We start from the raw sequence: 12,634 nt of genomic DNA, 5'->3' as shown, positions 1-12,634 counted from the left end.
AAGATCTGTGTTTATTTGTGTCCATCTGTGGTTAAAAATTATGCATATGAAATCTATAAAAATATTTAGCCTATTATTGTGTACAGCACTATACGGTAATGCGCAGACTACTTTACCAATGGCACCTGAATTTCAAAAAACCTATCAGAGGGAAACGAGAAATGCAAATGGTAAACCCGGCAGGAATTATTGGCAAAATACTTCAAAGTACGATTTGAATGTAGATTTTAATCCAATCAGCAGGTTGTTAAAAGGTAAGGTTCAGGTAACTTATACCAATAATAGTCCTGATACACTGAAGGAAATATGGTTTAAACTCTATCCAAATCTGTATAAAAAAGGAACACCGAGAAAGTCAAAATTGGCAGAGTCTGACCTGGGTGATGGGGTTGCTATTGGAAAACTGGCAGTAAACGGAAAATCAAACACTGATTTTAAAATTAATGGAACCAACATGACGGTGAATGTTCCTGCGGTTGTTCCTGGCAAAACGATTAGCTTTTCTATCGATTATAGCTATACTTTAAATAAAGGATCACATGTGCGTACAGGTCAGGTAGATGAGGGCTCTCATTTCGTGGCGTATTTTTTCCCGCGTATCGCGGTTTATGATGATGTAGACGGATGGAATAAATTCCCTTACACAGGAGCTGAGGAGTTTTATAATGATTTTGACCAGTTTAATGCTACAATTACAGTTCCTGGTGGATATGGCGTTTGGGCAACCGGCGACCTGAAAAATCCTTCAGAAGTTTTCCAGAAAGATATTGTTTCGAGAATGTTATCTGCCGAAAAGAACGACGCTGTAATTGATGTGATTACCGACAAAGATTTGGCCGACAAAAAAGTAACTCAGCCTAATACTTTTAATACCTTTAAATTCGAGGCTAAAAACGTTACTGATTTTGTATTTGCGCTAAGTGATCATTATCTGTGGAAATCGAGCAGTTTAATAGTTGATCCTAAAACAAAAAGAAGAACCCGTGTAGATGCTGTTTTTAATCCAAAACATAAAGATTATTATGAAGTGATTGATTTCGCACGTAAAACGGTTGAAGCTATGAGTTATACTTTTCCTAAATGGCCATTTCCATACAATCATGAAACGATATTTGATGGTTTAGACCAAATGGAATATCCAATGATGGTGAACGATAACCCTGTTGATAATCGCACAGACGCCATTACCTTAACCGACCATGAAATTTTTCATACCATGTTTCCTTTTTACATGGGCATAAATGAGACTAAATATGGTTGGATGGATGAAGGCTGGGCTACAATAGGCGAGTGGTTGATTTCTCCGATGATAGATTCTACAATTGTTGATGAATACGGCGTACAACCTACAGCTTCGTCATCTGGCGGAAAAGATGATACCCCAATAATGACTTTAACTCCTGATTTAAAAGGATCAGGATCTTTTACCAATTCGTACCCTAAACCAGGTTTGGCATATTTGTTTGTCAAAGATTATCTTGGAGATGAACTGTTTACCAAAGCTTTACATACTTATATTAAAAACTGGAATGGTAAACACCCAATGCCATACGATTTCTTTAACAGTATAAACGAGGGAAGCGGTAAAAATTTAAACTGGTTCTGGAAAGCCTGGTTTTTTGAAGACGGTGTTACTGATATGGCTATAAAGGCTGTAGACAAAACATCAAATGGATACACGGTTGTTGTGGAGAATAAAAGTGTTAAAGCTATGCCAGTTGACTTAACCTTAACTTATGGGGATGGTTCTATCGAAAAGAGTCACAGTACAATCGGCATTTGGGAAAAAGGAGATAAACAGGTTAAAATCAATATCACAACCACTAAAAAGTTATCAAAAGTAGTAATGGGAAATCCACATACACCAGATAAGGTTAAAAGTGATAATAGCTTTTCAGTGAATTAATAAGATCTAAAAATAGGATAATAAGGTTGATCAATCCTGCCTTCATCACTAAAAACACGACAGAATTCAGCATCTCTTAAAGCTTTTTTTAGAGATGTTTTTTTATGGTTGATATAAATCTTGTTTTGGATTAATCTAACGCCATGGCTGTAATCAGCCCAGGTATTGGTGTGTTTGTTGTATACCGGCTGAATGGCCTTTCCATCTAATTTATGCCAACCGTAAATGACTACCCTCGGCGTTGATTCCCCATAAATCTTATTTGAAATAATAATATCTTTTTTATTCCCTGCAGTAAGTTCTCCTGATTGATGATTAGCCATGAACGGCTTGAGCTGACTGAGTATAGAATCTGTGTGCGCAATAAAAATAGGTAAGCTTGTCATTGCTTTGGTAGGCGGTATAGGTTTTGGAGCCAGTTTTATTTTTGCTTCTTTATAAATCTGATCGACCAAAAGTTTGGTTGGTAGTGAACATTTGGTCAGCTGGGCAACTTTCTGAGCTAAAATAGGCGTCATCGGAACATAAAAAAAATCGTTGTTATTACCAATTGCAAAATAGTCAGGTAGAATATAATAACTAATATGATTTGTTTTTTGATCACTTATCCAATCCATTTCGATTTTTACAAGTGTCCGTAAAAAACCAGGAACATTGCCTTTTTTAATCTCTTTGAATATTATTTTTTCACGATCCATCAGGCTTAAGCTACTATCTCTAATACTCAATGCAAATTCTTTCCCAGTTAAAGCATTCTGTTTTCTTTTCTTGAGTCGAAGCTCTTGCGCGCTTGCAAAAAGGAAAGTAAAAGTTAATAAAAGAAATGCAGATAATCTTTTCATTTATTCAGGTTTAAGAAAATCGATGTTTCTTTTTAGTCCGGTAAATTTGGTACGCTTAACTGCCGATCCCTTAAAAACCCTTTTAAAAACATCATCTGTAATTTCGGTCAGGTCTTTTGCGTTCAAATCCAGCAATCCGTTCCCGGGCTTAAAGGCTTCTTCATTGTGTGCTTTAGAGAAACGGTTCCAGGGGCAAACATCCTGGCAGATATCGCAGCCAAACATCCAGTTGCTCATTTTGTCTTTAAACTCATTTGGGATTTCATTTTTGAGTTCAATAGTGAGGTAAGAGATGCATTTCGTTCCATCTACCACCTGTGGTGAAATAATGGCATCAGTGGGGCAGGCATCTAAACAGCGGGTGCAGCTTCCACAGTAATCAGCTTGGTATGGGTGATCGTAATCCAGTTCCAGATCAACAATCAGTTCGGCAAGGAAGAAAAAAGAACCATCTGTTTTACTGATTAAGTTAGAATTTTTACCAATCCATCCAATGCCTGATTTTTTGGCCCAGGCACGGTCTAATACCGGAGCAGAATCTACAAACGCCCTCCCCGAAACTTCACCAATGTTTTCTTCAATAAAATGAGTTAATTCTTTTAGTTTATCTTTTATTACTGTATGGTAATCTTGTCCGTATGCGTACTTGGAAATTTTTGGCGCATCAGGATCTGATTGTTTTTCATCTGTGTAATAGTTTAAGGATAAGGAAATTACCGATTTTGCATCCTCCACTAAAAGTCTCGGATCGAGGCGTTTATCGAAATAATTCTCCATATATTTCATTTCGCCATGGCGGTTTTGATTCAGCCATTTTTCTAACCTTGGTGCCTCTTCTTCAAGAAATTCAGCTTTTGAAATGCCACAGGCCATAAAGCCCAAGCGCAGGGCTTCATCTTTGATGAGTTGGCTATATTTTGCATAATTGTTGTACACCGATCTGCAAAGATAAGGCTTAGGATTTAAAACATTTTCACTAATCACTTGTTCTCAATACAGAAACTAAATTAATTGATTATGGTTCATCCTGATTGGAGTAATAACCAGTGGGAGAGCTTTTAGAGTATTAGCTATGGAAAATATAGATCCACAACATACGGAATCAGGAGCAGCTCCTAAACCGATAGAAAAAGATTACGAAAGTCATAAAGCAGATCCGGGACCAGCAAAACCAGCCGTTACTGAAAAAGACGAAAACGGAGGAGGACAAGCCTTGAAATGGGTGTTGCCTTTAGCTGTGATTATTGGTCTGATTATATGGTTTATAATGAGAAAATAATTAGCTTTAGATTTACAATGAAAATGCCGGTACATTAATTTGACCGGCATTTTTTATGGGTTATTATTTTAAAAGTTTAACCTGATAAAGATCTTTTCTTCTGTCTTTTAGCACCTTTACTGTTCCATAGTGGTGCAGTTCGTCGAGTAAATGCAGATCAACATCTACCACTAAAACCATTTCTGTATTTGGGGTTGCCTCTGCTTTTATGGCATTAGTTGGAAAAGCAAAATCGGAAGGTGTAAAAACGGCCGATTGCGCAAACTGGATATCCATGTTATTTACTTTCGGTAAATTGCCCACACAGCCAGCAATGGCCACATAACATTCATTTTCTATCGCCCGGGCCTGAGCACAATGGCGAACACGCGTATAACCATTCTGTGTATCCGTTAAGAAGGGTACAAATAAAATCTGCATGCCCTGATCGGCATAAATACGGCTCAATTCAGGAAATTCTACATCGTAACAGATCAAAATGCCCACTTTACCGCAATCAGTATCAAAAACCTGTACTTTATCACCGCCAATCATACCATAATATTTCTGTTCATTCGGTGTGATGTGGATTTTTCTATACTCATCTATTTTACCGGTGCGGTGACAAAGGTAAGTGGCATTATAAAGTTTACCATACTCAATAAGTGGCATACTACCTGTAATGATGTTAGTATTGTAGCTCAACGAGTACTCATGCATTTTTTGTACAATCTCTGCTGTTTTTTCGGCGAGTTTGCGCATGGCTTCAATCTCTGGTAAGTGATTATAAGGTTGCAGTAAAGGCGTATTAAATAGCTCAGGGAACATCACGAAATCTGATTTGTAACCACTCAAAGCATCTACAAAGAATTCTACCTGCTCATAAAATGCATCCATATTAGGGAATAAACGCATTTCCCATTGTACTAAACCTAAACGGATGGTCATTGCTGAACGGGCTGAAGCATCTATGCCCTGGTAATAAATATTATTCCACTCAATTAAGGTAGCATACTCTTTTGATTCTTTATCGCCCGGCAAGTAATTCTTTAATACTTTTCTTACGTGGAAATCATTAGAGATCTGGAAAGTAAGCGTAGGATCGTAAATTTCTTTTGCTTTTACCTTATCTATATACTGCCTAGGGCTAAGCTGTTCTGCATATTGGTGGTAACCTGGGATTCTACCACCGGCAATAATGCTTTTAAGGTTAAGGCTTTCGCAGAGTTCTTTTCTTGCTTCGTATAATCTTCTTCCTAAACGTAGTCCGCGGTAATCGGGGTGCACGAAAATTTCGATTCCATATAGCGTGTCGCCGTTGGGATCATGTGTTGTAAAAGAATAATCGCCGGTAATCAACTTGTAGGTATGCCGATCTCCATATTCATCGTACTCTACAATAATGGCTAATGAACAGGCTACCACCTTATCATCAACGGCAATACAAAGCTGTCCTTCGGGGAAAATATTTAAAAGTTTTGCAATGCTTGATTTTGGCCAGATGGAACCGCCCATACTGTCGTAGGCCTGGAGCATAGATTCTTTAAGATCTGCGTAATCTTCGAGCGTTAGTTTACGTAATTCAATATTCATAATGTTTGATTTCTATTTTATGAACACCAAAAGGGCTTAAATGTTCAGATGGATTATATATTTCTTTGAAGATCCTGAAACAAGTTCAGGAGGACGAGCCACGAGATTTATCAAAATCCTCCTGCGAGGCGTCACCCTGACCTGTAGTGAAACGGAAAGCTACGAAGTAAACCGAGCTGTAAGCGAGTTCACCGAAGGTAATTTATTTCAGGGTCTTTAAATCCTTATTGTTCAATCTCAGTAGAGAGATCTTTAAACATAACGATACTAGATTTCTCCATTCCGTTGCACTTCAGTCGAAATGACGATTTAGCAAGAAACAATCCTGTATTAAAACAACTTCCCGGTTTGGCCAGGATAATTCTTTTTTAAATGTTTGTAAGCGGCTTCAGTAACCTCGCGGCCACGTGAAGTACGCATAATGTAGCCTTCCTGAATCAAAAATGGCTCATAAACTTCCTCAATGGTTCCTTCATCTTCTCCAACAGCTGTCGCAATGGTTTTTAAACCTACAGGGCCACCCTTAAATTTATCGATAATGGTAACCAGGATCCTGTTATCCATTTCATCTAAGCCATGCTCATCTACATTCAGTGCATTTAAGGCATACCGGGCTATTTCCGTATCGATATTCCCGTTTCCTTTAATCTGCGCAAAATCTCTTGTTCTCCGTAAAAGTGCATTGGCGATACGGGGCGTGCCGCGGCTACGACGGGCAATTTCGTAGGCACCTTCGTCACTTATCGGTGTTTTTAGGATATCAGAAGAGCGTAGTACAATAGTGGTTAGCAATTTAGCATCATAATAAGCCAAGCGGGCATTGATGCCAAAGCGCGCTCTTAAAGGAGCAGTCAACAATCCGGAGCGGGTAGTAGCACCTACTAACGTAAAAGGATTAAGCGATATCTGTACCGAACGGGCATTCGGGCCAGTTTCGAGCATAATATCAATCTTAAAATCCTCCATAGCAGAGTATAAGTATTCTTCTACAAGGGGAGATAAGCGATGGATCTCGTCAATAAAGAGAATATCACCTTCATCTAAGCCGGTTAATAAACCAGCTAAATCGCCAGGTTTATCCAAAACAGGACCAGAAGTCACCTTAATGCCCGTAGCCATTTCATTGGCAATGATATGAGAAAGCGTGGTTTTGCCTAATCCCGGAGGACCATGCAAAAGAACATGATCTAAAGCCTCACCACGGAGTTTTGCTGCCTGAACAAAAATCTTCAGGTTTTCCATCACTTTTTCCTGTCCCGTAAAATCTTCAAAAGCCTGTGGCCTTAAAACCCTTTCAATATCGCGATCGGTGGGACTTAGGTTGCTTGCTTCAGGATCCAGATTCTCATTCATACAGCAAATATAAAATTAAATGCTAAAAAAATTAGGATTTTTTAAATTTATCAGCAACTACTAGTTCTTTTGATCCCGCAGTGTATTTATAAAAACCTTCACCAGTTTTAATACCTTTTTTACCGGCAGCAACCATATTTACCAATAAAGGGCAAGGCGCGTATTTAGGATTCCCAAAACCATCATTCAATACTTTTAAGATGGCCAAACAAACATCCAGACCAATAAAATCGGCTAATTGCAAGGGGCCCATCGGGTGTGCCATTCCAAGTTTCATTACCGTATCGATTTCATAAACACCTGCAACGCCTTCATATAGCGTATAAATAGCCTCATTAATCATTGGCATCAAAATGCGGTTAGCCACAAAACCCGGATAATCATTTACCTCAACCGGAACTTTCTCCAAACTTTGAGACAACGACATAATGGTACTTGTTGTTTCATCACTTGTGGCATAACCTCTTATTACTTCTACCAACTTCATTACCGGAACTGGATTCATAAAGTGCATCCCGATTACTTTATCACCTCTACCGGTTATAGCGGCAATCTGGGTAATGGAAATAGAGGAGGTATTAGAAGCGAGAATAGCATGGGCAGGTGCGTACTCATCTAAATCCTTAAAAATCTTCAGTTTTAAGTCTACATTTTCAGTAGCGGCCTCTACAATTAAATCGGAATTTTGAACGCCATCTTTTGTTGAGGTATATGTAGTGATGTTATTGAGAGTGGCCGCTTTCTGATCTGCTGTTAATGTGCCTTTGGCAACCTGCCTGTCTAAATTTTTGGTAATCGTTTGTATGGCCCTATCCAATGCAGCTTTATTAATATCAATAAGGTTGACTTGATAATTGAATTGTGCAAAGGTATGAGCGATGCCATTTCCCATCGTACCAGATCCTATAACTGCGATTTGTTTCATTTTTAGGAGATTAAAAAGAGAATTTAAGAATAAACGACTAGTTAAAATAGAGATCTTGCAGAATAGTTGATCTCTATTTATTTTATATTAAGCTATGGTGCCAATCTGGTTTTAGTCCAGATCCCCTTAACCTTTTCGAAATTTATCCTGTCGTGCAGCCTGCTGCTTCTTCCTTGCCAAAACTCAATTCTTGTAGGTTTTACGATATACCCGCCCCAATGTGCAGGTTTAGCTACACCTTTATTGGCACTTTTAGCTCTTAATTCTTCAACTTTTTCTTCCAAAAATGCCCTGTTTGGAATAACCTGACTTTGTGGAGAAGCTACTGCTCCAATCTGACTGTCAAGCGGTCTCGTATTGAAATATTCTTCAGAAGTTTCTTTATCTAGTTTTTCTACTGTTCCTTCAATCCTCACTTGTCTTTCCAATTCAGGCCAGAAAAATACTAAAGCTGCGTATGGATTGCGTTTAAGCTCTTTTCCTTTAGCACTTAGGTAATTTGTAAAGAATCTAAATCCATCTGTATCAACACCTTTAAGTAAAACAATACGGGCATCTGGTCGGCCAGCTTTATCGGCTGTAGCCAAGGTCATTACATTGGGTTCGTATATCTGGGCATCAACAGCGTGCTGAAACCACTTTTTAAACTGGGTAATCGGATCTTGATCCACGTCAGATTCATCTAGCGAAGCGCTTTTATAATCTTGGCGCAGGTTTTGTAGAAATTCATTAGTAACTTGCATTTAACAAAAATAGGCATCTTTTATGGTGTAACAAATGATTATCATCATGCTGAACAATATAAAACCAAAAACTGGCCGCTTGCTCATCTCAGAGCCATTTATGGCCGATCCGAATTTTAAAAGATCTGTAGTGCTGTTAACCGAACATGGCGATGATGGAACAGTAGGTTACATTCTTAACCAGGTAGGTAATTTGATGCTGAATGATGTGATACAGGATTTGTGGGATGCCAAAAACTACATTTATTTTGGCGGACCAGTTGCTGCAGATACCTTGCATTTTATCCATAGGTGTTACGATAAATTGCAGAGTGGCGAACCTATCGGGAATGGACTGTATTGGGGAGGGAATTTTGAAACACTTAAAATACTCCTAAATACTAATGCCATAAGCGCCGATGAAGTGAAATTTTTTATGGGCTATTCTGGTTGGGACAATGGACAATTAGACCGCGAAATAGAGCAGAACGCCTGGATGGTGAGCGATACCTTTAATCCTGATCTCATTTTTAGCAACGATGATGAAAAACTTTGGCGGGATGTGATCGTAAATTTAGGACCAAAATATGCGCATATCAGTAATTTCCCGGTAGACCCGAGTTTGAATTAGTCAGTTTATAGTTTTATATATAGTTTCGTCATCTCGACTGAAGCGCAGTGAAATGGAGAGATCTAACTGGAATATCTCTTTAGCTAGATTTCTCGACTCCGTTGCACTCCGCTCGAAATGACGAACCTTTGAGTTTAGTTATCGTCGTTTAAGCCTCAAGACTATCAGCGCTTTCTTCAACCTTTCTTCTCAGTTCATCTTTATAAGCTTGCATTTTAACCGTTAAGGAATCATCAGCTGTAGCTAAAATCTGAGTGGCCAATAAACCTGCATTTTTAGCAGCGTTTAAAGCTACTGTGGCTACCGGAATGCCATTTGGCATTTGTAAGATAGATAAAATACTATCCCAGCCATCAATAGAATTTGATGATTTAACCGGAACACCGATTACCGGTAATGTGGTAATAGAAGCTACCATGCCTGGCAAGTGAGCAGCACCACCGGCACCAGCAATAATTACCTTTAGGCCACGGCCTTGTGCTTCTTTGGCATAATTGAACATACGTTCTGGCGTTCTGTGGGCAGAAACAACCGTAATTTCATAGTTTATTCCAAATTCTTTTAATACATCAGCAGCATCTTGCATAACAGGTAAATCTGATTTGCTTCCCATTATAATTCCTACTAATGCCGAATTTGAATTTCCTTGACTCATATCTGTTTTATTTCTTTTTTAATTTCTTTTAAATTGTGTATTTCCACCTCGCTATTAGTTCCCCCTTCAGCGGGCTAGGGGGATTAGGCAATTACTTTTAATGTTTTTTGCACAAACCGTGCCTTTTCAATGGCCTTATCCCTGTCTATATCCACAATGGTTACATGGCCCATCTTGCGGAAGGGTTTTGTATATTTTTTGCCATATAAGTGAACAAAAACACCGTCAATCGCTAATATTTTTTCCAGATTTTCATATTTGGCTATACCTTCAAAACCTTTTTCGCCAAGGAGGTTAATCATAATAGCATTAGTTATGCTGCTGGTATCGCCAAGTGGTAAGTTATAAATAGAACGTAAATGTTGTTCGAACTGAGAAACATAATTACCCTCTATCGTTTGATGACCGCTGTTGTGCGGGCGGGGAGCAACCTCATTAACCAGTAATTCGCCATCTTTACACACAAACATTTCTACCGCTAAAATCCCGGTGATGTTCATTGCTGAGGCAATATTTTTAGCAATGTTTTCGGCTTTTTGTTGTAAACTTTCGGCAAAAGTAGATGGAGAAATCAAAAATTCAACCAAATTGGCCTCTGGATTAAATTCCATTTCTACCATTGGGAAAGTTTTCATATCGCCATTGGCATTACGGGCAACAATTACCGCAACTTCTTTTTCAAAATCGACCAGTTTTTCGATAATACAAGGTGCGTCAAAAGCTTTATCCAGATCGGCAGCACTGTTGATTTTCATCACGCCTTTGCCATCGTAACCATCTTTACGCAGTTTTAAAATATATGGAAAAGGGATATTACTGTTCTCCATATCTTCCTTCGTATTTACAATCTGGAAAGGAGAGGTTGGGATGTCGTTTTCTTTGAAAAACTGTTTTTGTACGCCTTTATCCTGGATTAAACGGATTACCCTCGATTGAGGAAAAACCTTTTTACCTTCTTTTTCGAGCTGTTCAAGCGCATCGATATTTACTTTTTCAATTTCAATGGTAATGATGTCGGCTTTCTTTCCAAAGTTGTAAACGGTATCAAAATCGGTAATTGAGCCATTTTCGAAGTAATTAGAGATGTGTTTGCAAGGGGCATCAGGATCTGGGTCTAAAACTAATGTGGTTACATTGTAATTGATTGCTTGTTGAATGAGCATTCTGCCCAATTGTCCGCCACCTAAAATACCTAATTTTAATTCGCTAATCTGTTTTGCCATGCGCTTGAAAATAATGCTACTTTTGTGCAAAAGTAACCATAATAAATTTTATTGATGAATGCTGATGCAATAATTATTGGTGCAGGTGCTTGCGGATTGATGTGCGCGGTGCAGGCAGGCTATCTGGGCAAGAAAGTAATTGTGCTCGAAAAAAACGAAAAACCCGGTGCCAAAATTTTAATTTCGGGTGGAGGTCGCTGTAATTATACGAATCAATTTGCATCAGCTGAGCAGTTTATATCAGCAAACCCACATTTCATCAAATCTGCCTTTACCCAGTGGACAGTTGACGATACCATTAGCTTCTTTGAAACTTATGGCATTACAGGCAGGGAAAAAACTTTGGGGCAATTATTTCCTGATGATAAAAATGCGAAAGATGTTGTTGAGGTTTTTACCTCCATTTGTGAAGATTTCGGGCAGGAAATTAGGTGTAATGCCGATGTAAAGGATATTGAAATATTGCCGGAAGGTTTTAAAGTAAGTTATCAGAAAAATGGTAAAACCGTAGTTTTAACTGCCGAAAAGTTGGTGATTGCCGCCGGAGGGTTACCTATTCCAAAAATGGGTGCTACTGATTTTGCTTTACGTTTTGCCAGAAAACATGGCTTAAAGATTATTGAAACAGCTCCAGCTTTGGTTCCATTAACCATTACCGGTAAGGATGAAGAATGGTTTGCACAACTTTCGGGTAATTCTGTTTTCTGCGAAGTAAGCAATGATGAAATTTCGTTCGAAGAAAATATCCTTTTTACGCATTGGGGATTAAGTGGCCCTGCTATTTTGCAGATTTCTTCTTTTTGGCGGAGGGGGGAGACGATTAATCTAAATCTGCTGCCACACCAAAATGTGGTTAACTTATTGGATGAGGAAAGAAAAAATAACGGTAAAACACTACTGTCGACATTGCTTAACAGGTTTTATACCAAAAAGTTTACCGATGCTTTAGGTAAGTTTTTGCCTTTGAGCAAGCCTGTAGCTGCATTGACAAAGGCAGAAATTGATTTAATTGAACAGACGATCCACCACTTTAAAGTTAAACCTGCTGGCGATAAAGGTTACGATAAAGCTGAAGTAATGCGTGGCGGAATTGATACAAATGAAATATCTTCTAAAACCCTTGAATGTAAAAAGATTCCAAACCTGTTTTTTGGTGGCGAATGTTTGGATGTTACCGGTTGGCTGGGCGGCTATAATTTTCAGTGGGCCTGGGCAAGTGGTTTTGTGATTGCGCAGAATTTATAATATCCGTCACCCTGAATTTATTTCAGGGTTTATCTAAGCCTCGTACGCTTCTAAATGGCATATGCCTCAATAAAGCAGCTGAAAACATAAAAACTTAGATGTTCTTAGATAGTCAATATTATTTTGAAAATGAGCGGCTGTAATACTTAGGATACTGCAGCCCTGCTATCCCTTCAAGTCCTCACTCATGCTTCGTTCCGGGCTTTTCGTTCTATCAGGTTTATTTAACCCGAAACAGTGATTCTTAGCAAGCTAAATTAAATCTCGCATTTTTTTAAAAC

The 12,634-nt window shown here is 38.6% G+C and carries 12 protein-coding genes; 4 read left to right on the top strand and 8 right to left on the bottom strand.

The genetic code is table 11. From position 1 onward, the window contains the following. Nucleotides 1-46 precede the first annotated feature (46 nt). The gene (locus tag AC1RJ8_RS00910; protein ID WP_492952210.1) at nucleotides 47-1,906 is read left to right on the top strand and encodes a M1 family metallopeptidase; all 1,860 of its coding nucleotides are present in this window, start codon (nucleotides 47-49) and stop codon (nucleotides 1,904-1,906) included. Here AC1RJ8_RS00910 and AC1RJ8_RS00905 read toward each other — a convergent pair. Then, nucleotides 1,903-2,748, bottom strand: a complete 846-nt coding sequence (locus AC1RJ8_RS00905) for a hypothetical protein (RefSeq protein WP_492952211.1) — start codon at nucleotides 2,746-2,748, stop codon at nucleotides 1,903-1,905. The two genes, AC1RJ8_RS00910 and AC1RJ8_RS00905, sit on opposite strands and share 4 nt — an antisense overlap. Further along, a complete protein-coding gene (queG, locus tag AC1RJ8_RS00900; protein ID WP_492952381.1) occupies nucleotides 2,749-3,684 on the bottom strand; it encodes a tRNA epoxyqueuosine(34) reductase QueG in 936 nt (311 codons plus the stop codon). It abuts the gene before it with no gap. Nucleotides 3,685-3,820: 136 nt separating this feature from the next. On the opposite strand from queG, the gene AC1RJ8_RS00895 reads away from it, so the two are divergent. Then, a complete protein-coding gene (locus AC1RJ8_RS00895) occupies nucleotides 3,821-4,027 on the top strand; it encodes a hypothetical protein (RefSeq protein WP_492952212.1) in 207 nt (68 codons plus the stop codon). A 63-nt stretch (nucleotides 4,028-4,090) separates the two neighbouring features. On the opposite strand, the gene AC1RJ8_RS00890 is transcribed toward AC1RJ8_RS00895, so the two are convergent. The 4 genes from AC1RJ8_RS00890 to pdxH all read right to left on the bottom strand — a co-directional run bounded on the left by AC1RJ8_RS00890 (nucleotide 4,091) and on the right by pdxH (nucleotide 8,620). Next, nucleotides 4,091-5,599: a GNAT family N-acetyltransferase gene (locus AC1RJ8_RS00890; RefSeq protein WP_492952213.1), complete on the bottom strand. Its 1,509-nt coding sequence runs from the start codon at nucleotides 5,597-5,599 to the stop codon at nucleotides 4,091-4,093. Between the two features lie 330 nt (nucleotides 5,600-5,929). Further along, nucleotides 5,930-6,952, bottom strand: a complete 1,023-nt coding sequence (gene ruvB / locus AC1RJ8_RS00885; protein ID WP_029277907.1) for a Holliday junction branch migration DNA helicase RuvB — start codon at nucleotides 6,950-6,952, stop codon at nucleotides 5,930-5,932. Between the two features lie 31 nt (nucleotides 6,953-6,983). After that, complete coding sequence (locus AC1RJ8_RS00880; protein ID WP_492952214.1) at nucleotides 6,984-7,877, bottom strand: 3-hydroxyacyl-CoA dehydrogenase family protein; 894 nt, start codon at nucleotides 7,875-7,877, stop codon at nucleotides 6,984-6,986. A 92-nt stretch (nucleotides 7,878-7,969) separates the two neighbouring features. Next, nucleotides 7,970-8,620 carry a pyridoxamine 5'-phosphate oxidase gene (gene pdxH / locus AC1RJ8_RS00875; protein ID WP_492952215.1) on the bottom strand — a complete coding sequence of 217 codons (651 nt, stop codon included), beginning with the start codon at nucleotides 8,618-8,620 and terminating at the stop codon, nucleotides 7,970-7,972. Nucleotides 8,621-8,666: 46 nt separating this feature from the next. On the opposite strand from pdxH, the gene AC1RJ8_RS00870 reads away from it, so the two are divergent. Beyond that, nucleotides 8,667-9,230, top strand: coding sequence for a YqgE/AlgH family protein (locus AC1RJ8_RS00870; RefSeq protein ID WP_492952216.1), 564 nt, complete (start codon nucleotides 8,667-8,669; stop codon nucleotides 9,228-9,230). A gap of 148 nt (nucleotides 9,231-9,378) precedes the next feature. Here AC1RJ8_RS00870 and purE read toward each other — a convergent pair whose 3' ends face one another. Together purE and AC1RJ8_RS00860 are read right to left on the bottom strand one after the other, a co-directional pair. Further along, nucleotides 9,379-9,885, bottom strand: coding sequence for a 5-(carboxyamino)imidazole ribonucleotide mutase (gene purE, locus AC1RJ8_RS00865; RefSeq protein WP_492952217.1), 507 nt, complete (start codon nucleotides 9,883-9,885; stop codon nucleotides 9,379-9,381). An 83-nt stretch (nucleotides 9,886-9,968) separates the two neighbouring features. Beyond that, nucleotides 9,969-11,108 carry a 5-(carboxyamino)imidazole ribonucleotide synthase gene (locus AC1RJ8_RS00860; protein ID WP_492952218.1) on the bottom strand — a complete coding sequence of 380 codons (1,140 nt, stop codon included), beginning with the start codon at nucleotides 11,106-11,108 and terminating at the stop codon, nucleotides 9,969-9,971. A gap of 54 nt (nucleotides 11,109-11,162) precedes the next feature. On the opposite strand from AC1RJ8_RS00860, the gene AC1RJ8_RS00855 reads away from it, so the two are divergent. Next, the gene (locus AC1RJ8_RS00855; protein WP_492952219.1) at nucleotides 11,163-12,353 is read left to right on the top strand and encodes a BaiN/RdsA family NAD(P)/FAD-dependent oxidoreductase; all 1,191 of its coding nucleotides are present in this window, start codon (nucleotides 11,163-11,165) and stop codon (nucleotides 12,351-12,353) included. Nucleotides 12,354-12,634 lie beyond the last annotated feature (281 nt).

It is taken from the genome of Pedobacter sp. GW822-FHT03F06, from assembly GCF_058801365.1.
The sequence above is the reverse complement of the archived record's forward strand: the minus strand, read 5'-3'. Positions and strand labels throughout refer to the sequence as shown.

What these genes read in the sequence shown, in the direction of transcription:
- AC1RJ8_RS00910 (WP_492952210.1), top strand. Translation starts at nt 47, where the DNA reads ATGAAATCTATAAAAATATTTAGCCTATTATTGTGTACAGCACTATAC.
- AC1RJ8_RS00905 (WP_492952211.1), bottom strand. Translation starts at nt 2,748, where the DNA reads ATGAAAAGATTATCTGCATTTCTTTTATTAACTTTTACTTTCCTTTTT.
- AC1RJ8_RS00895 (WP_492952212.1), top strand. Translation starts at nt 3,821, where the DNA reads ATGGAAAATATAGATCCACAACATACGGAATCAGGAGCAGCTCCTAAA.
- AC1RJ8_RS00890 (WP_492952213.1), bottom strand. Translation starts at nt 5,599, where the DNA reads ATGAATATTGAATTACGTAAACTAACGCTCGAAGATTACGCAGATCTT.
- ruvB (WP_029277907.1), bottom strand. Translation starts at nt 6,952, where the DNA reads ATGAATGAGAATCTGGATCCTGAAGCAAGCAACCTAAGTCCCACCGAT.
- AC1RJ8_RS00880 (WP_492952214.1), bottom strand. Translation starts at nt 7,877, where the DNA reads ATGAAACAAATCGCAGTTATAGGATCTGGTACGATGGGAAATGGCATC.
- pdxH (WP_492952215.1), bottom strand. Translation starts at nt 8,620, where the DNA reads ATGCAAGTTACTAATGAATTTCTACAAAACCTGCGCCAAGATTATAAA.
- AC1RJ8_RS00870 (WP_492952216.1), top strand. Translation starts at nt 8,667, where the DNA reads ATGCTGAACAATATAAAACCAAAAACTGGCCGCTTGCTCATCTCAGAG.
- purE (WP_492952217.1), bottom strand. Translation starts at nt 9,885, where the DNA reads ATGAGTCAAGGAAATTCAAATTCGGCATTAGTAGGAATTATAATGGGA.
- AC1RJ8_RS00860 (WP_492952218.1), bottom strand. Translation starts at nt 11,108, where the DNA reads ATGGCAAAACAGATTAGCGAATTAAAATTAGGTATTTTAGGTGGCGGA.
- AC1RJ8_RS00855 (WP_492952219.1), top strand. Translation starts at nt 11,163, where the DNA reads ATGAATGCTGATGCAATAATTATTGGTGCAGGTGCTTGCGGATTGATG.